The organism is Neotabrizicola sp. VNH66 (genome assembly GCF_049445895.1).
GTDB lineage: Bacteria > Pseudomonadota > Alphaproteobacteria > Rhodobacterales > Rhodobacteraceae > Pseudogemmobacter.
This window is the reverse complement of the sequence record NZ_JBMSDW010000003.1, coordinates 167,851-186,080: the sequence shown is the minus strand read 5'-3', so window position 1 is coordinate 186,080 and position 18,230 is coordinate 167,851. Positions and strand designations below refer to the sequence as shown.

At 65.8% G+C, this 18,230-nt stretch carries 15 protein-coding genes; 9 read left to right on the top strand and 6 right to left on the bottom strand.

The features are described from left to right. Positions 1–33 precede the first annotated feature (33 nt). The 4 genes from ACO2Q5_RS05645 (at position 34) to ACO2Q5_RS05630 (ending at position 4,881) form a co-directional block, all read left to right on the top strand. On the top strand, positions 34–1,677 hold the full coding sequence (locus ACO2Q5_RS05645) for a CTP synthase (RefSeq protein ID WP_423288783.1): 1,644 nt from the start codon (positions 34–36) through the stop codon (positions 1,675–1,677). A gap of 178 nt (positions 1,678–1,855) precedes the next feature. Further along, complete coding sequence (locus ACO2Q5_RS05640; protein ID WP_423288781.1) at positions 1,856–2,209, top strand: DMT family protein; 354 nt, start codon at positions 1,856–1,858, stop codon at positions 2,207–2,209. A gap of 7 nt (positions 2,210–2,216) precedes the next feature. Further along, on the top strand, positions 2,217–3,428 hold the full coding sequence (locus ACO2Q5_RS05635; RefSeq protein ID WP_423288779.1) for a multidrug effflux MFS transporter: 1,212 nt from the start codon (positions 2,217–2,219) through the stop codon (positions 3,426–3,428). 49 nt (positions 3,429–3,477) lie between these two features. Next, positions 3,478–4,881 carry a helix-turn-helix domain-containing protein gene (locus ACO2Q5_RS05630; RefSeq protein ID WP_423288777.1) on the top strand — a complete coding sequence of 468 codons (1,404 nt, stop codon included), beginning with the start codon at positions 3,478–3,480 and terminating at the stop codon, positions 4,879–4,881. Between the two features lie 59 nt (positions 4,882–4,940). Here the strand turns inward: ACO2Q5_RS05630 and ACO2Q5_RS05625 are convergent, their stop codons facing one another. From ACO2Q5_RS05625 to betI, 4 genes are all read right to left on the bottom strand, one after another. Beyond that, the gene (locus tag ACO2Q5_RS05625) at positions 4,941–5,180 is read right to left on the bottom strand and encodes a YdcH family protein (RefSeq protein ID WP_423288775.1); all 240 of its coding nucleotides are present in this window, start codon (positions 5,178–5,180) and stop codon (positions 4,941–4,943) included. A gap of 70 nt (positions 5,181–5,250) precedes the next feature. Continuing rightward, complete coding sequence (betA, locus tag ACO2Q5_RS05620) at positions 5,251–6,900, bottom strand: choline dehydrogenase (protein WP_423288773.1); 1,650 nt, start codon at positions 6,898–6,900, stop codon at positions 5,251–5,253. A 121-nt stretch (positions 6,901–7,021) separates the two neighbouring features. Next, positions 7,022–8,476, bottom strand: a complete 1,455-nt coding sequence (betB, locus tag ACO2Q5_RS05615; RefSeq protein WP_423288771.1) for a betaine-aldehyde dehydrogenase — start codon at positions 8,474–8,476, stop codon at positions 7,022–7,024. Next, entirely contained in the window at positions 8,473–9,057 is a 585-nt protein-coding gene (gene betI / locus ACO2Q5_RS05610) for a choline-binding transcriptional repressor BetI (RefSeq protein WP_423288769.1), read from the bottom strand. Before betI ends, betB begins: the two co-directional genes overlap by 4 nt. Before the next feature lie 105 nt (positions 9,058–9,162). On the opposite strand from betI, the gene choX reads away from it, so the two are divergent. The 3 genes from choX to choV all read left to right on the top strand — a co-directional run bounded on the left by choX (position 9,163) and on the right by choV (position 12,100). Beyond that, positions 9,163–10,092 (top strand): choline ABC transporter substrate-binding protein, encoded by a 930-nt coding sequence (choX, locus tag ACO2Q5_RS05605; protein WP_423288767.1) that lies wholly within the window; start codon positions 9,163–9,165, stop codon positions 10,090–10,092. Between the two features lie 131 nt (positions 10,093–10,223). Next, positions 10,224–11,057 carry a choline ABC transporter permease subunit gene (gene choW, locus ACO2Q5_RS05600; protein ID WP_423288765.1) on the top strand — a complete coding sequence of 278 codons (834 nt, stop codon included), beginning with the start codon at positions 10,224–10,226 and terminating at the stop codon, positions 11,055–11,057. Beyond that, positions 11,054–12,100, top strand: coding sequence for a choline ABC transporter ATP-binding protein (choV, locus tag ACO2Q5_RS05595; protein WP_423288763.1), 1,047 nt, complete (start codon positions 11,054–11,056; stop codon positions 12,098–12,100). The genes choW and choV overlap by 4 nt, the downstream gene beginning before the upstream one ends. A gap of 82 nt (positions 12,101–12,182) precedes the next feature. Here choV and topA read toward each other — a convergent pair whose 3' ends face one another. Beyond that, complete coding sequence (topA, locus tag ACO2Q5_RS05590; RefSeq protein ID WP_423288761.1) at positions 12,183–14,780, bottom strand: type I DNA topoisomerase; 2,598 nt, start codon at positions 14,778–14,780, stop codon at positions 12,183–12,185. A gap of 223 nt (positions 14,781–15,003) precedes the next feature. Further along, a complete protein-coding gene (gene dprA, locus ACO2Q5_RS05585; RefSeq protein ID WP_423288759.1) occupies positions 15,004–16,155 on the bottom strand; it encodes a DNA-processing protein DprA in 1,152 nt (383 codons plus the stop codon). A gap of 230 nt (positions 16,156–16,385) precedes the next feature. Here dprA and ACO2Q5_RS05580 point away from each other — a divergent pair, with 230 nt between their 5' ends. After that, the gene (locus tag ACO2Q5_RS05580) at positions 16,386–17,663 is read left to right on the top strand and encodes a 4-aminobutyrate--2-oxoglutarate transaminase (RefSeq protein WP_423288757.1); all 1,278 of its coding nucleotides are present in this window, start codon (positions 16,386–16,388) and stop codon (positions 17,661–17,663) included. Between the two features lie 123 nt (positions 17,664–17,786). Further along, positions 17,787–18,056 carry a glycine zipper 2TM domain-containing protein gene (locus ACO2Q5_RS05575; RefSeq protein WP_423288755.1) on the top strand — a complete coding sequence of 90 codons (270 nt, stop codon included), beginning with the start codon at positions 17,787–17,789 and terminating at the stop codon, positions 18,054–18,056. Positions 18,057–18,230: the final 174 nt, after the last annotated feature.

The following is an 18,230-nucleotide window of genomic DNA, read 5'->3' as shown; positions in this document are numbered from 1 at the left end:
CGAATCGCCCTATCTGAACTACGGGAGCTCCCAATGGCGCGTTACATCTTCATCACCGGCGGCGTGGTATCGTCGCTGGGCAAGGGTCTCGCGTCTGCGGCGCTTGGGGCCCTGTTGCAGGCCCGGGGCTACACCGTACGGCTGCGCAAGCTGGACCCCTATCTGAACGTCGACCCCGGCACGATGTCGCCCTTCGAACATGGCGAGGTTTTCGTGACCGATGATGGCGCGGAAACCGATCTGGACCTTGGCCATTACGAACGCTTCACCGGCGTGTCGGCGCGGATGACCGACAGCATTTCCTCGGGCCGGATCTATTCCAACGTGCTGGAAAAGGAACGCCGCGGCGATTATCTGGGCAAGACCATCCAGGTCATTCCCCACGTCACCAACGAAATCAAGGACTTCCTCCGCATCGGCGAAGATGAGGTCGATTTCATGCTGTGCGAGATCGGCGGCACCGTCGGCGATATCGAAGGCCTGCCCTTCTTCGAAGCGATCCGCCAGTTCATCCACGAACGCCCGCGCGGCCAGTCGATCCTGATGCACCTGACGCTGCTGCCCTATCTTTCGGCCAGCGGAGAGCTGAAGACCAAGCCCACCCAGCACAGCGTGAAAGAGCTGCAAAGCATCGGCCTTGCGCCTGATGTGCTGGTCTGCCGCAGCGAACACCCGATCCCGGAGCGGGAGCGCGAGAAGATCGCCCTCTTCTGCAACGTCCGCAAAGAGGCGGTGATCCCTGCCTATGATCTGAAGTCGATCTACGAGGCGCCGCTGGCCTATCACCGCGCCGGTCTGGATCAGGCGGTGCTGGACGCCTTCGGCATCTCGCCCGCGCCGCGGCCCAATCTGGACCGCTGGGAAGATGTGATGGACCGGCTGGACAATGCCGAGGGCGAGGTCAAGGTCGCCATCGTCGGCAAATACACCCAGCTGGAAGACGCCTATAAATCCATTGCCGAGGCGCTGACCCATGGCGGCATGGCCAACCGCACCCGGGTGCGGGCGGAATGGATCGACGCGGAAATCTTTGAGCGCGAGGATGTCGCGCCCCGGCTGGACGGCTTCAACGCCATCCTCGTTCCCGGCGGCTTTGGCGAACGCGGGACCGAGGGCAAGATCAAGGCCGCGCAATTCGCCCGCGAAAAGAAGATCCCCTATCTGGGCATCTGCCTTGGCATGCAGATGGCGGTGATCGAAAGCGCCCGCAACGTGGTGGGTCTGGCCAATGCCGGGTCCGAGGAATTCGACCATGAAAAGGGCGGCAAACGGTTCGAGCCGGTGGTCTATCACCTGAAGGAATGGGTGCAGGGCAACCACACCGTGCGCCGCAAGGCCAGTGACGCCAAGGGTGGCACCATGCGGCTTGGCGCCTATACGGCCAATCTCAAGGACGGCTCGCGCGTGGCGCAGGTCTATGGCGGCACCGTGATCGAGGAACGCCACCGCCACCGCTATGAGGTGGACATCAAATACCGGGAGCAGCTGGAGCAGAGCGGCCTGATCTTCTCGGGCATGTCGCCCGATGGCCGCCTGCCCGAAATCGTCGAGGTGAAGGACCATCCGTGGTTCATCGGCGTGCAGTTCCACCCCGAACTGAAATCGAAACCCTTCGCGCCCCATCCCCTCTTCGCCGACTTCGTCCGCGCCGCGGTGCAGGGCGGACGGCTGGTCTGATCCGCGCACAGGCGGGACCGGGCGCCCGGTCCTGCCGTCGCACGGGGGCTGTCCGCCCCCCGCCCCCCCGAGGATATTTTCAGACAGAAAATAAGGGCGCGCGGCGGCCTTATGTTTCGCCCTTCCCCCTGCCCGCGGGCGGGATTAGGGTCCGGCGACGCTCAGCCCCGGTGCCCCCATGTTCAATCTGCCCGTTCCCGTTGTAACCATCGGCCTTCTGCTGGCCTCCAACATCTTCATGACCTTTGCCTGGTATGGGCATCTGAAGGACAAATCCACGCCGCTGATGTGGGTGATCTTCACCAGCTGGGGCATCGCGTTTTTCGAATATGTGCTGATGGTGCCCGCGAACCGCATCGGATACGGCACGTTCAACGCGGCCCAGCTGAAGACCATTCAGGAGGTCATCACCCTGACGGTCTTTGCCGCATTCTCGGTGCTGTATCTGAAGGAGCCGCTGATGTGGAACCACATCCTTGGCTTTGCCTTCATCGCCTTGGGGGCCTTCTTCATCTTCCACAAATGGGGATGACGACAGGATGGAGCGCCGCTTTCTGGACCGCCGCAGCCCGCCTGCCCTGCTGACGCTGGTGCTTTTGGCCGGGCTTTCGGCGCTGTCGATGAACATCTTCCTGCCGTCGCTGCCCGGAATGGCCGAATGGTATGACGTGCCTTACGGGGTGATGCAGCAATCCGTCTCGCTGTATCTGTTGCTGTCGGCCGTCCTGCAGGTGCTGATCGGGCCCTTGGCCGACCGTTACGGCCGGCGCCCGGTGCTGCTGGTGGCGCTGGTGCTGTTCCTGCTGGCCTCTGTCGGTACGCTTTTTGCACCGAATGCCACGGTTTTCCTGATCTGCCGGATGGCACAGGCGGTGATCGCCGCCGGGATGGTGCTGTCGCGCGCCATCGTGCGCGACATGGTGCCGGATGCCGAAGCCGCGTCGATGATCGGCTATGTCACCATGGGGATGAGCCTTGTGCCGATGATCGGTCCCGTCATCGGCGGACTGCTGGACGAGGCCTTCGGCTGGCAGGCGAGCTTTGCCTTCCTTCTGCTCTGCGGGCTGGGTGTGACGGCACTGGTGACAGCCGATCTGGGAGAGACCGGCCGCCCGCGCCACGATATCTCGGTCTGGTCGCAGTTCCGGCTCTATCCTGTTCTGCTGCGCTCCGTCCGGTTCTGGGGCTACAGCCTGTCTGCGGCCTTTGCCTCGGGCTGTTTCTTTGCCTTTCTGGGCGGGGCGCCCTTTGTCGGCACAGAAATCTTTGGCCTGTCCTCCTTCGCGGTCGGCGCCTTGTTCGCACTGACGGCGCTTGGCTATGCGGGCGGAAACTATCTGGCCGGACGGCTTTCGGTGCGGGTGGGGATGAACCGGATGGTGCTGATCGGCACGGTGATCACCACGGCGGGACTGCTGGCGCTGCTGCTGATCACGGCGGCCGGTCTGTCGGGGCCGGTGCTGTTCTTCGGCATGACCATGGTGATGGGTGTGGGCAACGGGGTCTGCATGCCCAACGCCAATGCGGGCATCGTCTCGGTCCGCCCCGATCTGGCAGGATCGGCCTCGGGCCTTGGCGGCGCCATCATGATCGGCGGCGGTTCGGCTCTGGCGGCTTTGGCCGGGGCGATGCTGGGGCCCGGCTCATCGGAAATGCCGCTGATCCTTCTGATGCTGGCCTCCTCCGTGGCCTCCATCGGGGCGATCCTTGCGGTGATGCGGCGCGCGCGCAGACTGGGCCTTGCCCCTTGACGGCCCGGATTTGCAAAGCAATCCTGCGCTTTGCAAAATGGAGGCAGCTATGGCCACGCAAAAGCTTTACGCCGGGGTCAAGCTGCGGGAAATCCGCGCCCGCCTGTCACTGACGCAAAAGGCCTTTGCCGACAAGCTGGGCGTGTCCCTGCCCTATCTGAATCAGATGGAGAACAACCACCGCCCCGTCAGTGCGGCCGTGGTTCTGGCTCTGGCGCAGGAATTCGGGCTGGATGTGACGGAACTGACCGTGGGCGAAAGCGAACGGCTGGTCTCTGACATGCGTGAGGCTTTGGCCGATCCGGTCTTCACCTCCGGCACGCCGCCCTTGGCGGATCTGCGGCTGGCGGCATCGAACGCGCCGGCGCTGGCGCGGGCGTTTCTGGATCTGCACCGCGCCTATCGCCAGACGCATGAACGCCTTGCCTCGCTGGATGAGGCCTTGGGCCGCGAGGATGCCAGCCTGAAGCCCAGCCCCTGGGAAGAAGTGCGGGATTTCTTTCACTATTGCGACAATTACATCGACGCCATCGACCGCGCGGCCGAGCATGTCTCGCAGGGTGCCGCGACCGGCAACCGCCGCGACGTGGCCCAGCTGGCCGAAGATCAGCTGCGCCGCAGCGGCATCACGCTGGTGCAATCCGACGTGCCGGGCATCCGCCATTATGATCCGGCCACGCGGCGGCTGGAGATTTCCAGCCGGGTGCAGGATGCGACGCGGCGCTTCCAGCTTTTGCACCAGCTGGCGCTGCTGACGCAGAACGATCTGCTGGAGGCGACGCTGGATCTGGCCCGTTTCTCCACGCCCGAGGCGCGGGGGATCGCGAAGATCGGGCTTGCGAACTATTTCGCCGGGGCGGCGCTGATGCCCTATCGCGCCTTTCTGGAAGCGGCGCGCGACACCCGCCACGATCTGGAGCGGCTGGCCGACCGCTTCGGCGCCAGCATCGAACAGGTGGCGCACCGGCTGTCCACGCTGCAGCGGCCCGGGGCCAAGGGCATTCCGTTCTTCTTTGTCCGGGTCGATCAGGCGGGCACGATCACCAAACGCCATTCGGCCACACGGCTGCAATTCGCCCGGTTCGGCGGCGCCTGCCCGCTGTGGGTGGTGCACCGCGCGTTCGAAACCCCGGGCCAGTTCCTGCGCCAGTTTGTCGAAACGCCGGATGGGGTGAAATACCTGTGCCTCGCGCGCGAAGTGTCGAAACCTGCGGGCGCCTTTCTGGCCCCTGTGCGCCGCTATGCCATCGGTCTGGGGTGCGAGGTGCAGCACGCCGCCGAACTGGTCTATTCCGACGGGCTGGACCCCAAGGGCCGGTTCGAGCCGATCGGCATTTCCTGCCGGATCTGCGAACGCCCCAACTGCCATCAGCGGTCGGTCCCCCCGCTGGAACGCCCGCTGCGGGTCAACCCGAACCAGCGCGATCTGCTGCCCTATGAAATCGCGGGCTGAACCATGAACCCGGGCGGACCTACGGCCCGCCCCGCACTCGTTACACAGGCGTTCCGGCGTCAGGCAGCACTCAAAGCCGACCGGATCTGATCCTTCAGGCGCGACCGCTGGCGACGAAGGCCTTGTTCATGCTCTTCGGACACGGCGTCGATCCGCGCCTCGGCGCGATGCACCTTGTCGTTGACGGAATCGTACTCCTCCAGCAGCCGGGCGAAATGTGCGTCGCTGGTCTTCAGCGCACTGATTTTCGCAGCCTCTCCGGGGAATTCGTCCTGAAGCGTATGCGGCGTGTTGGCCATCGGGTCTCTCCTTCCAGTGACACCCGAAGCCTAAATCAATACCCCGAATATTGCTTTGACCTTGATCAACTCAGCGCTGCTTTTCCCGCCAGTCCGGGTTGATCCATGCCGGAAGATTGGAGGCCGGCAAGGGTGTCTTCCCAAGGATATGATCCGCCGCCTTCTCTCCGGTCATGATCGTGGGGCCGTTCAGGTTGCCGTTCGTCACCTGCGGAAAGATGGAGCTGTCGGCCAACCGCAGCCCCTGCACGCCGATCACCCGGCATTCCGGATCGACCACGGCCATCGGATCCTCGGCCCGGCCCATCCGCGCGGTGCCGCAGGGGTGATAGGCGCTTTCGGCATGGTCGCGGATGAAGGCGTCGATCTCCTCATCGGTCACCACGCCCGGCCCCGGCTGGATTTCATGCTTTACGAATGGGGTCATCGGCGCCTGTGCAAAGATTTCGCGCGTCAGCCGGATGCAGGCGCGGAACTCCTCCCAGTCGTCAGGATGCGACATATAGTTGAAGCGGATGACCGGCGCATCCTCGGGCCGGCCCGACCGCAGCGTGACCGCCCCACGGGATTTCGACCGCATCGGCCCGACATGGACCTGAAACCCGTGCCCGCCCGCCGCCGCCTTGCCGTCATAGCGCACGGCGATGGGAAGGAAGTGATACTGAATGTCCGGATATTCGATCCCGGCGCGGGAGCGGATGAAACCGCAGGCCTCAAACTGGTTCGAGGTGCCAAGGCCGCGGTTCAGGAACAGCCAGTTGGCGCCGACCCAGGCCTTGCCCAGCAGGTTCCAGTATTTATACAGCGTCACCGGCTGCGCGGCGGCGAATTGCATATAGATTTCAAGGTGGTCCTGCAGGTTCTGCCCAACGCCGGGCCGGTCTGCCACCACCTCTACCCCATGCTCGCGCAGATGCGCGGCGGGGCCGATGCCGGACAGCATCAGCAGTTTGGGCGAGTTGATCGAGGAGGCGGCAAGGATCACCTCGCGCCCGGCGCGGATGACCTGACGGCCTGCACGGGTGTCCAGCTCCACCCCGGTGGCGCGGCCGTTCTCGATCACCACCTTGCGGGCAAAGCCGCGGACGACCTGCACATTGCCGGTGGCGACGGCGGGTTTCAGATAGGCATTGGCGGCGGACCAGCGGCGGCCTTTCCAGATCGTCGCCTCCATCGGGCCAAAGCCCTCCTGCTGGGCGCCATTATAGTCCTGCGTCACCGGATAGCCCGCGGCGCGGCCGGATTCGATGAAGGCATCGAACAGCGGATTGGTTCGCGGTCCGCGGGTGATGTGCAAAGGGCCGTCGGTGCCGCGGTATTCCGGGCCCGATCCGCCGTGCGAATGCTCCATCCGTTTGAAATAGGGCAGCACATCGGCATAGGACCATCCCTGCGCCCCCATCTCGGCCCAGGTGTCATAGTCGCGGGCATGGCCCCGGACATAGACCATACCGTTGATGCTGCTGGACCCGCCCACCACCTTGCCGCGGGGCGTGGCCAGACGGCGGTTGCCCAAGCCCGGCTCCGGTTCGGACTGAAAGCCCCAGTCATAGATCCCCATGTTCATCGGATAGGACAAGGCGCCCGGCATCTGGATGAACGGCCCGGCATCGCTGCCGCCATATTCGATGACGATGACCCGCCGGCCGGCCTCGGCCAGCCGGTAGGCCATGGCACATCCGGCCGAGCCTGCACCCACGATGACATAATCCGCGTGCATCCCGCCCGCCCCTTCTTTCCGCATGGGTCAAGAGGCCGGTGCCGGGCACGCGGCCCGGGCACCGGGCCACCGGCCCGGATGATCCTTGCTGACCGGCGGGAAACGGCCCGCCGGGGCGCCGTCAATACGGCGCGTCTACCGGCCCAAGGCCCAGATACACACTCTTCACCTGGCTATAATGTTCGATGGCCGCATGGCCGTTCTCGCGCCCCACGCCCGAGCGTTTGGCGCCGCCAAACGGCGCCTCGACCGGGGTCAGGTTATAAGCGTTGATCCAGCAGGTCCCCGCCTCCAGCTGCGCGATCACCCGATGCGCGCGGGCGATGTCCTGCGTGAACACCCCCGCCGCCAGCCCGAATTCGGTGGCATTGGCGCGGGCCACGGCCTCTTCCTCGGTCTCGAAGTCCAGCACGGCCATCACCGGGCCGAATACCTCTTCGCGGGCAATCTCCATCGCATCGGTCACGTCGGCAAAGACGGTGGGTTCGACAAACCAGCCGTCATTCGCCGGGCCGCGCCCGCCGCCGGCGATCAGACGCGCGCCTTCGGCCTTCGCCCGCGCGATATAGCCCGTCACCTTCTCCAGCTGAGCGGCAGAGATCAGCGGGCCCATCTGGGTCGCCTCTTCCATCGGATCGCCCAGCACGATCCGCGCCGACCGTTCGGCCAGCCGGTCCAGAAACCGTGCCTTGATGCCCTTCTGCACAAACACCCGGGTGCCGTTGGAACAGACCTGCCCGGCGGAATAGAAATTCCCCAGCATGGCCGCGCCCACCGCATCCTCGACCGAGGCATCGTCAAAGACGATCAGCGGCGACTTGCCGCCCAGTTCCATCGTCACATGGCGCACGCCTTCCGCGGCGGCGGCATAGACCTTGCGCCCCGTGGGCACCGATCCGGTCAGCGAGACCTTGGCCACCCGCGGATCGGTGACCAGCGCGCCGCCCACGGCGCCCCGGCCCTGCACCACGTTGAACAGGCCCGCAGGCAACCCGGCCTCAATATAAATTTCCGCCAGTTTCAGCGCGCCAAGGGGCGTGACTTCGGACGGTTTGAACACCATCGCATTGCCCATGGCCAGCGCGGGCGCGGATTTCCAGCAGGCGATCTGGCTGGGATAGTTCCACGCCCCGATGCCCACGCAGACGCCCAAAGCCTCACGAATCGTATAAACCATGTCGCGGCCCAGCGGGATTGTCTCGCCCGTCACCGTGGGGGCCAGCCCGGCGAAATATTCCAGTGCATCCGCGCCCGAGGGCCAGTCGGCCACGCGGGTTTCCTGCAAGGGCTTGCCGGTGTCCAGCGTCTCCAGCCGGGCCAGTTCCTCACCCTTTTCGCGGATCAGCGCGGCAGCACGGCTCAGGATGCGCGCCCGCTCCACCGGGCGCAAAGCGGCCCAGTCCTTCTGCGCCCGCGCGGCACTGGCCAGCGCGGCATCGACCACGGCGGGCGTCGCCTCGTGCAGAACGGCGATCACTTCGCCGGTGGCGGGATAGACCACCTCGATCGCGGCACCGGCCTTGTCCTCGACATAGGCGCCATCGACGAAATGGCTGGCGGCAGGTTGCGCCTTCATGCGGGAATCCCTTTCAGTTCGGTCTCAAGATAGGCCAGCGCGGTGGCCGCCGCGGCCTGCCCGTCCGGTGGCCCGGATTTCAGCACTTCACGCAAGTAAAGCCCGTCCACCAGCGCGCCCAGCCCTTCGGCGATTCGCGGGGCCTGCGGACCGGCCAGCACCCGCAGCCCCACCATCAGATTCGACCGCAGACGCCGCTGATAGACCGCCAGCAGGCGCCGCGCCTCGGGCACGGTCTGCGCCATGACCCAGAAATTCAGCCAGGCGCTGACCGCCTCGCGCCGGAAGTTGCCGGGGCTGAAACTGGCATGCAGCACCGCCCGCACCCGCGCCTCTGGCCCCTGCGCCGCAGCCAGCGCGCCGCGCACCTCGGCCCCGTAAAGCGTCAGGATATGCCGCATCGCCGCAAGGAACATTTCCTCTTTGGAACCAAAGTAATGATGCGCCAGCGCCGAGGACATCCCTGCCCTTTTGGCGATCTGGCTGACCGTCACATCCAGCGACCCGGCCCGCCCGATTTCGACGATCGTGGCTTTGACCAGCGCCGCCTTTCGAATAGGCTCCATCCCAAGCTTCGGCATCTTTCCTGTGTCCGTGGCTCAACAAAACACTTGCAAGACCGACGAAGCACGAAGTTTATTGACTCGTCAATCAACAAAAAACCGCCACCCCACAGGGAGCCCGCCATGACCCGCCGTTCCATCCTTCTGGCCACCACGGTGACCTTTGCCCTTGCCGGCAGCGCCTTTGCCGAGGGCTGCGACAAGATCGTCTTTTCGGATGTCGGCTGGACCGACATCACCGCCACCACGGCCGCCACCACTCTGGTGCTGGAGGCGCTTGGCTATGAGACCGAGACCCAGATCCTTTCCGTCCCGGTGACCTATGCCGGTCTGGCCGAGGGCGACATCGACGTGTTTCTGGGCAACTGGATGCCCACGATGGAGGGCGACATCGCCCAATACCGTGACGCGGGCACGGTCGAGACGGTGCGCACCAATCTGGAAGGCGCGAAATACACGCTGGCCACCAACGAGGCGGGCGCCGCCCTTGGCATCACCGATTTCGCAAAGATCAAGGATCAGGCCGGCCCGCTGGAATCCAAGATCTACGGCATCGAGGCCGGGAACGACGGCAACCGGCTGATCCTTGACATGATCGCGGCGGATCAGTTCGGCCTGTCGGGCTTTGAACTGGTGGAAAGCAGCGAGCAGGGCATGCTGGCCGAAGTGGACCGCAAGACCAGCGCAGGCCAGCCCATCGTGTTTCTGGGCTGGGAACCCCATCCGATGAACGCCAACTTCAAGCTGACCTATCTGTCCGGCGGGGATGATGTCTTCGGCCCCGATTTCGGCGGCGCCATCGTGGCGACGAACACCCGCAAGGGCTATGTCGCGGAATGCCCCAATCAAGGCAAGCTTTTGCAGAACCTCGTCTTCTCGCTCCCGATGGAGAATGAGATCATGGGCGCCATCCTGAACGACGGCACCGACCCGCGGGCTGCCGCCAAGACCTGGCTGGCCGCCAATCCCGCAACCTGGGAGGTCTGGCTGGACGGCGTCACCACCAAGGATGGCGGCGATGCCAAGGCCGCGGTGACCGCCGCGCTGCAATAATCCCGCTCCGGCCCGGATCGGGCCGGACCATCGCAACCATGCCTGCGGGGCGGCCACAGATCCGCCCGGCAGGTCTTTCGCGCATCCGCCGCCAAGGCGGAGCGCCCGAACTCAGCGCAACGGGGACAGGGTTGGACGGGTTGGACATTCCGAAAATTCCGGTCGGCTGGGCGGCCAAACAGGTCGTGGACTGGCTGAAGCAAAACGGACGCTGGCTGTTCGACAGCCTGAGCGATGCGCTGAAATGGCTGATCGACGGCACGCTGGCGGTGATCCAGTGGCCCCATCCGCTGGTGCTGGTGGCGCTTTTCGTGGCGCTGGCCTGGTATCTGCAGCGGTCGTGGCGGATCTGCCTGCTGGTGCTTCTGGGCTTCCTGTTCATCCTGAATCAGGGCTACTGGAAGGCCACCACGGAAAGTCTGGTCCTGCTGTTCTATTCCTGCATGCTCTGCATGGCCGTGGGCGTGCCCATCGGCATCGCCTGTGCGCACCGGCCCCGGCTTTATGCCGCATTGTCGCCCGTGCTGGACCTGATGCAGACCCTGCCGACCTTCGTCTATCTCATCCCGGCGGTGGTGTTCTTCGGACTGGGCATGGTGCCGGGCCTGCTGGCCACGGTGATCTTTGTCATCCCCGCCCCGATCCGGCTGACCTGCCTTGGCATCTCCTCGACGCCTTCGGCACTTGTCGAGGCGGCAACGGCCTTTGGCGCCACGCCACGGCAGAAGCTGTGGAAGGTGGAACTGCCCTGGGCGCTGCCGCAGATCATGGCCGGGCTGAACCAGACCATCATGCTGTCGCTGTCCATGGTGGTGATCGCCGCCATGGTGGGCGCCAATGGACTGGGCATTCCGGTGGTGCGGGCCCTGGGCCAGAACAACTCTGCGCTCGGCTTTGAATCGGGCTTCGTCATCGTCGTGGTGGCGATCATGCTGGACCGCATGCTGAAGGTGACCCGCAAATGACCGGCCAGCCGCGTTCCGCCGTTGAATTCGACCGCGTGTCCATCGTCTTTGGCGACCGGCCCGACCAGGCGCTTCCCTTGATGGACCAAGGGCTGTCACGGACCGAAATCCAGCAGAAAACCGGGCAGGTTCTGGGTGTGCATGACTGCAGCCTGACGGTGCCCGAGGGCGAGATTCTGGTGCTGATGGGCCTTTCCGGTTCGGGCAAATCCACGCTTCTGCGCGGGGTGAACGCGCTGAACCCCGTGGTGCGGGGTGAGGTGCGGGTACATGACGGCGACCGCATGGTCTCGGTCACCCGCGCCGATGCCGCCACCCTGCGCCGTCTGCGCGCCACCCGCGTCGCGATGGTGTTCCAGCAGTTCGGTCTGTTGCCATGGCGCACCGTGCGCGAGAATGTGGGCCTTGGGCTGGAACTGGCGGGCCTGTCCGCAGCCGAACGCGCGCCACGGGTGGATGCGCAGCTGGCGCTGGTGAACCTGAGCCAATGGGCCGACCGCCGGGTGGGCGACCTCTCGGGCGGGATGCAGCAGCGCGTGGGTCTGGCCCGGGCTTTCGTCACCGAAGCGCCGATCCTGCTGATGGACGAGCCGTTCAGTGCGCTGGACCCGCTGATCCGCGCCAAGCTGCAGGACGAATTGCTGGAGCTGCAGGCGCGGCTGAAGCGCACCATCATCTTCGTCAGCCACGATCTGGACGAGGCGTTCAAGATCGGCAACCGCATCGCTTTGATGGAGGGCGGGCGCATCGTGCAATGCGGCACTGCGCGCGAGATCATTGCCAATCCCGTCTCGGATTATGTGGCGGATTTCGTCGCCCATATGAACCCTCTGGGCGTTCTCACCGCGCGCGACGTGATGGCCGGCGGAGCAGAGGGTGGCCCCGCCGGGCGCGAGATTGCCCCCGACATGCCGGTGAAATCGGTGATGGAGGCGCTGGCCGCCGGAACCGAGGCCCTGGCCGTGGTGGAGGCCGGGCGCCGCATCGGCACGGTGCGCGCCACCGGCGTTCTGGCCCGCCTTCTGAAACCGCAGGGCCAGTAAAGCAGCGCGGCCTTGCCCGGAAACGGACAAGGCCGCAAGCCTCTTGCCTCGCCTCTGGCCGTTCCGGCCAACCGGCTCGGGGTCAGTCGGCCGCCTTGGCGGCCGTCTTCTTCGCAGCCTTGGGTTTGGCCGCCGCCTTGGGCTTGGCCTCGGCCTTTGTGGCGGCCTTGGGCTTGGCCGCGGCCTTCGCCGGGGCCTTCTTCTTTGCCCCGCCCGACTTGCCCGCCTTCTCGGCCACCAGCGCCAGCGCCTCCTCCAGCGTCACCGTCTCGGGCGGCAGGTCCTTGGGCAGGGTGGCATTCACCTTGCCCCATTTCACATAAGGCCCGTATTTGCCGGGCATCACCTGCACTTCGCCGCCGTCCGGGTGTTCGCCCAGCACCTTCAGGGGCTGCGCCGCCGCCCCCCGCCCGCCGGGGCCGCGTGCCGCCTTCTGCGCCAGAAGTTCCACCGCGCGGTTCATGCCAAGGGTAAATACTTCCTCGACATCCGGCAGGTTCGCATAGGTGCTGTTGTGCTTCACAAACGGCCCGAACCGGCCGATCGCGGTTTCCACCATGGCCCCGTCCTCTGGATGGGGACCGATCTGCCGCGGCAGCGACAACAGCGCCAGCGCCCGTTCCAGCGTCAGGCTGTCCGGCGACCAGCCCTTCGGCAGGCTGGAGCGGTCGGGCTTCGGCTGCGCCTCGGTCGCCTCGCCGCGCTGGACATAGGGCCCGAACCGGCCCGCGCGCAGGCTGATTTCATTGCCGTTTTCATCCTGCCCCAGAATCCGCCCGTCCGAGGCCACCGCCTCGGCATCGCCGGCAATCGGCCGGGTGTAGCGGCATTCCGGGTAATTGCCGCAACCGATGAAGGCCCCGCCCGAACGCGCCGTCTTCAGATGCAACCGCCCGGTGCCGCAGGTGGGGCAGGCGCGCGGATCGCCGCCATCCGCCCGCGGCGGATAAAGATGCGGCGCCAGAAAATCGTCCAGCTTGTCCAGCACCTCGCCAATCCGCAGATCGGCGGTTTCCGCCACCGCGGCCGAGAAATCGCGCCAGAACCGGGCAAGGACTTCCTTGTAATCCCGCTCTCCCGCAGAAACGTCGTCCAGCTCGCCTTCCAGATCGGCGGTGAAATCATATTCGACATAGCGGCGGAAGAAGTTGGTCAAGAAGGCCGTAACCAGTCGCCCCTTGTCCTCGGGGATCAGCCGGTTCTTGTCCTTGCGCACATATTCGCGATCCACGATCGTGGTCAGGATCGAGGCATAGGTGGACGGTCGGCCGATCCCAAGCTCTTCCATCCGCTTGACCAGCGTCGCCTCGGTATAGCGCGGCGGGGGCTGGGTGAAGTGCTGGGCGGGCGTGATCGCGCCCTTCCCCACCGCTTCGCCCTGCATGATCTGCGGCAGGCGGCCTTCGTCCTCGCCCTCTTCATCGCGCGATTCGTCATAGACCTTCAGGAAGCCGTCAAACAGCACGACCTGCCCGTTCGCCCGCAGCATGACCTGCCCGTCGGGGCTGGCCACGTCCACCGCCGTCCGCTCCAGCCGCGCCGCTGCCATCTGGCTGGACAGCGTGCGCTTCCAGATCAGTTCATAGAGCTTGCGCTGGTCGTCCTCGACCCGGATCTTCTCCGGGCCAAGCGCCATGTCGGTCGGCCGGATGCATTCATGCGCTTCCTGCGCATTCTTGGCCTTGTTCTTGTAGATCCGTGGGCTGTCCGGAACATAGGCCGCGCCGAAGCGGCTGGCGATCTCGGCGCGCGCGGCGGTCACCGCCTCGGGTGCCATGTCGATGCCATCCGTCCGCATATAGGTGATGTGCCCCGCCTCATAAAGGCGCTGCGCGGCGTTCATCGTCTGCTTGGCACCCATGCCGTATTTGCGGCTGGCCTCCTGCTGGAGGGTGGAGGTCATGAAGGGCGGCCAGGGGTTGCGGGTGGCAGGCTTCGATTCCACCGCCGCTACGCTGAAGGTTCGGGAAGTGACAGCCTGCACCGCCAGTTCGGCGGCAGCCGCAGTCGGAATGTCGAATTTCTGCAGCTTCTCGCCACCCAGAACGGCCAGCTGCGCCTCGAACTCCTGCCCGCGGGGGGTGGTGAAGACCGCCTTCACGGTCCAGTATTCGCGGGCCTTGAACGCCTCGATCTCCATCTCGCGTTCAACGATCAGCCGCAGGCAGACCGACTGCACCCGACCCGCGGATTTCGCGCCGGGCAGCTTGCGCCACAACACGGGCGAGAGGGTAAAGCCCACCAGATAGTCCAGCGCGCGGCGGGCCAGATAGGCCTCGACCAGCGGGCCATCCACTTCGCGCGGTTCCTTCATCGCCTTGGTCACCGCATCCTTGGTGATGGCGTTGAAGGTGACGCGGGCGACCGTCTTGCCCTTCTTCAGGCTGGAGGCGAGGGCCTCTTTCAGGTGCCAGCTGATCGCCTCGCCTTCGCGGTCGGGGTCGGTGGCAAGGATCAGCGTGTCATCGGTCTTCAGCGCCTCGGCAATCGCGCGGACGTGCTTTTTCGACTCGGCCGCGACCTCCCATTTCATCTCGAAATCGTGCTCGGTGTCGACCGAACCATCTTTCGGGGGCAGGTCGCGGACATGGCCATAAGACGCAAGGACGACGAAGTCGGGGCCAAGATATTTGTTGATTGTCTTGGCCTTGGCAGGAGATTCCACAACGACGACAGGCATGAATTCCCCTTCCGAACCGCTTTCAACCAGCGCGGGCTAGATGTGGGGGGAAGGGACGAGTTGTCAACCGGCATGCTGCGGTGGCAAAATCCGCGGCGGTTTGCGGCCCGGACCCGGGCGCGCGCCGATGACCCGGGACCTGCGCCGCAAGCTCTTGAAGGCCCGGGACAGGTGTTGCGAGGACTGCCCGCAGGGCTTTGACCAGCGGCGGCAGAAGACCGGATCAGGTCCGGGACAGCAGCCCGCCGGGCTGTCGGCGGATCCGCCCCTCCAGTTCCAGCGCCAGAAGCTCGGGCGCCAGCCGCGCCGCAGGCAGCGCCAGATCGCGGATCAGCTGGTCCTCCGCCAGCGGGCTGGGGCCAAGACGGTCAAGGATCAGATTATGGATCTGCGTCACATCACCCAGCGACGGGGTGGCGGCGGGCGGCGGCCCGGGCAGCACCGTCTCGCGCACTTCGCCGGTATCGGCGGCCACCGCGGCGGGTTGGCCCAAGGCCTCCAGCACATCGGCGGGGCTGCGCACCAGCGTGGCCCCGTCGCGGATCAGCAGGTTGCAGCCCGAGGCACGGGCGTCGAACGGATGGCCGGGCACGGCCAGCACCTCGCGCCCCTGATCCAGCGCGGCGCGGGCGGTGATCAGGCTGCCGGACCGCGCCGCCGCCTCGACCACCACCACCGCATGGGCCAGCCCGGCGATGATGCGGTTGCGCAATGGGAAATGCCGGGTCTGCGGCGCCAGACCCATCGGCTGTTCCGAAAGGCGCAGGCCGCTGCGGCGGATTTCCTCGGCCAGACCGGCGTTTTCCTCGGGGTAGACCACATCGACGCCGCCCGCCTGCACCGCCACGGTGCCGGTGGCCATGGCCGCCATATGCGCCTCGGAATCGATGCCGCGGGCAAGGCCCGAGACGACAGTGAACCCCGCCTGCCCCAGCCCCTCGGCCAATCGCCGTGCCATCCGCACCCCGAGGGATGAGGCATTCCGCGCGCCCACCAGCGCCACCATGGGCCGTTCCAGCAGTGACAGGTTGCCTTGCACCCACAAAACCGGCGGCGCATCTGGCAGCTCCATCAGCAGGGCGGGATAGCCCGGCCCGCCATAGAACAGCGCCTGCGCCCCAGCGACGCGGGCCTTCGCCACCTCATCCCGCGCAACCTCAACCGGGCAGGCGCTGTAATCCGTCACGCCCGCCGCCCGCGCGACGGAAGGCAGCGCCGCCAGCGCCGCACGCGCGGATCCGTGTTCTGCCATCAGCCGGTGGAACGTCACCGCACCCACCCTGCGGGAGCGAATGAGGCGAAGCCAGTCCAGCCGGTCCTCCTCCGTTCGGGGTGGGGTGGGGTGTGGGGTGTTCGAAAGCTGACCGTCCGCCATACCGCCTCTCCTCATTCGCTGGCTCAGCCTAGGCCCGGGCTGGTTAACGGAATCTGAATCCCGGTCCGATTCCTGCCGCGCGGCTCTGGGTTCACCGAAGGGCGCGAACTGGACTTACCGTGGCCCTTCGTCTGGATTGAAGCGCGGCGGTGGTTTTGGTCAAATGGCGCCGTCGCGGGCCAGCCCCGCAGGGTTCAGCGGGCCAAGGCCCCGATGTGATGGAGCACAGGATGAAAAACGCCGATGTCGCCAAGCGGCGCGAGGATGCCGTCTCGCGCGGGGTGGGGATGACCACCCAGATCTATGCCGACCGCGCCCTGAATTCGGAAGTCTGGGACATCGAGGGCAACCGCTACATCGACTTTGCCGCCGGGATTGCCGTGGTGAACACCGGTCACCGCCACCCCAAGGTGATGGCCGCCGTCTCCGAACAGCTGGAGCGGTTCACCCACACCTGCCATCAGGTGCTGCCCTATGAGAATTACATCCGTCTGGCCGAGCGTCTGAACGAAAAGGTGCCGGGCAATTGGAAGAAGAAGACGATCTTTGCCACCACCGGCGCCGAAGCCGTTGAAAACGCGATCAAGATTGCCCGCGTCGCCACCGGCCGCAATGCCGTGGTGGCCTTTGGCGGTGCCTTCCACGGCCGCACTTTCATGGGCATGACCCTGACCGGCAAGGTGGAACCCTACAAGAAGGGCTTCGGCCAGATGATGGGCGATGTCTATCACGTCCCCTTCCCGCAGGATGTGCACGGCATCTCGACCGCGGCGGCGATGGAGGGTGTGGCCAAGCTTTTCAAGGCCGATGTGGACCCCGCCCGGGTGGCCGCGATCATCCTTGAACCCGTGCAGGGCGAAGGCGGCTTCTACCCCGCCCCGACCGATCTGGTGAAAGCGGTCCGCAAGCTGTGTGACGAACACGGCATCGTCATGATCGCGGACGAGGTGCAGACCGGATTCGCCCGCACTGGCACCATGTTTGCGATGGAGGCCCATGGTGTGGCCGCCGACATCACCTGCATGGCCAAGGGTCTGGGCGGCGGTCTGCCGATCTCGGCCGTGACCGGCCGCGCCGATCTGATGGATGCCAGCCAGCCGGGCGGGCTTGGCGGCACCTATGCGGGCAACCCGCTGGGCGTGGCCGCGGCCAATGCCGTGCTGGATGTGATCGAAGAGGAAGACCTCTGCAACCGCGCCAATGAACTTGGCAGCCGGCTGAAGCAGAAGCTGGAGGCGATCCGCGCCACCACGCCGGAAATCATCGACATCCGCGGCCCGGGCTTCATGGTCGCCGTCGAATTCGGCAAGCCCGGCACGACGGAACCCGATGCCGGTCTGACCGGCCGCGTCCGGGTGGAGGCGCTGAAGCGCGGGCTGATCCTGCTGACCTGCGGGGTCTACGGCAATGTAATCCGCTTCCTTGCGCCCATCACCATCCCCGAGGCGCATTTCACCGAGGCCCTTGGCATTCTGGAAGAGGCGGTCGCCGCGGCCCGTCAGGGCTGAGCGGCCGTGCGTGGTGGCCGCTGTCAAGGCGGCCATCATGACCGTTGACGAAATTCGGGCGAAGAAGGAACCTCTCTCCACGCATTGCGTTGAGTCCTTACAACAGGTCCTCGAGAGGTCATCATGAAAACCATTCTTATCGCCCTTCCCGTGGCGGCGCTGGCACTGTCTGCCTGCACCACGACCACGACGCCCGGCCAGAACACGGCCGTCGGCGCACTGGCCGGTGCGGCGGTTGGCGCGGCCGTTTCGTCGGGCGACGATAAACTGCAGGGCGCGCTGACCGGCGCGGCACTGGGCGCGGTGGCAGGCACGCTGATGGGTCAGGCCAACCAGCCCGGCAAGTGCTATTACAGCGACGGCCGCGGCGGCACCTATATCGCCAACTGCTGATCCTGCGCCGTGTGCAGGGGCGAGGGCGGCCAAGGATGGTCGCCCTTTCGCTTTTTCGGCCAGGGTGCAGGGCTTCGCATTGCCACAAGGCTTTGCGCTCCCGAAGGCTTCAGACCCGCGCTCCGGGCATTCGTTTCAGGCAACCGACGTCGCGCCACTCTGTTTTAACCCAAT

Bases quoted from the DNA above. Each gene is read 5' to 3' on its own strand.
- betA (WP_423288773.1), bottom strand. From the start codon at position 6,900: ATGCACGCGGATTATGTCATCGTGGGTGCAGGCTCGGCCGGATGTGCC.
- choX (WP_423288767.1), top strand. From the start codon at position 9,163: ATGACCCGCCGTTCCATCCTTCTGGCCACCACGGTGACCTTTGCCCTT.
- ACO2Q5_RS05575 (WP_423288755.1), top strand. From the start codon at position 17,787: ATGAAAACCATTCTTATCGCCCTTCCCGTGGCGGCGCTGGCACTGTCT.
- betB (WP_423288771.1), bottom strand. From the start codon at position 8,476: ATGAAGGCGCAACCTGCCGCCAGCCATTTCGTCGATGGCGCCTATGTC.
- betI (WP_423288769.1), bottom strand. From the start codon at position 9,057: ATGCCGAAGCTTGGGATGGAGCCTATTCGAAAGGCGGCGCTGGTCAAA.
- choV (WP_423288763.1), top strand. From the start codon at position 11,054: ATGACCGGCCAGCCGCGTTCCGCCGTTGAATTCGACCGCGTGTCCATC.
- ACO2Q5_RS05635 (WP_423288779.1), top strand. From the start codon at position 2,217: ATGGAGCGCCGCTTTCTGGACCGCCGCAGCCCGCCTGCCCTGCTGACG.
- ACO2Q5_RS05645 (WP_423288783.1), top strand. From the start codon at position 34: ATGGCGCGTTACATCTTCATCACCGGCGGCGTGGTATCGTCGCTGGGC.
- dprA (WP_423288759.1), bottom strand. From the start codon at position 16,155: ATGGCGGACGGTCAGCTTTCGAACACCCCACACCCCACCCCACCCCGA.
- ACO2Q5_RS05625 (WP_423288775.1), bottom strand. From the start codon at position 5,180: ATGGCCAACACGCCGCATACGCTTCAGGACGAATTCCCCGGAGAGGCT.
- topA (WP_423288761.1), bottom strand. From the start codon at position 14,780: ATGCCTGTCGTCGTTGTGGAATCTCCTGCCAAGGCCAAGACAATCAAC.
- ACO2Q5_RS05580 (WP_423288757.1), top strand. From the start codon at position 16,386: ATGAAAAACGCCGATGTCGCCAAGCGGCGCGAGGATGCCGTCTCGCGC.
- ACO2Q5_RS05640 (WP_423288781.1), top strand. From the start codon at position 1,856: ATGTTCAATCTGCCCGTTCCCGTTGTAACCATCGGCCTTCTGCTGGCC.
- ACO2Q5_RS05630 (WP_423288777.1), top strand. From the start codon at position 3,478: ATGGCCACGCAAAAGCTTTACGCCGGGGTCAAGCTGCGGGAAATCCGC.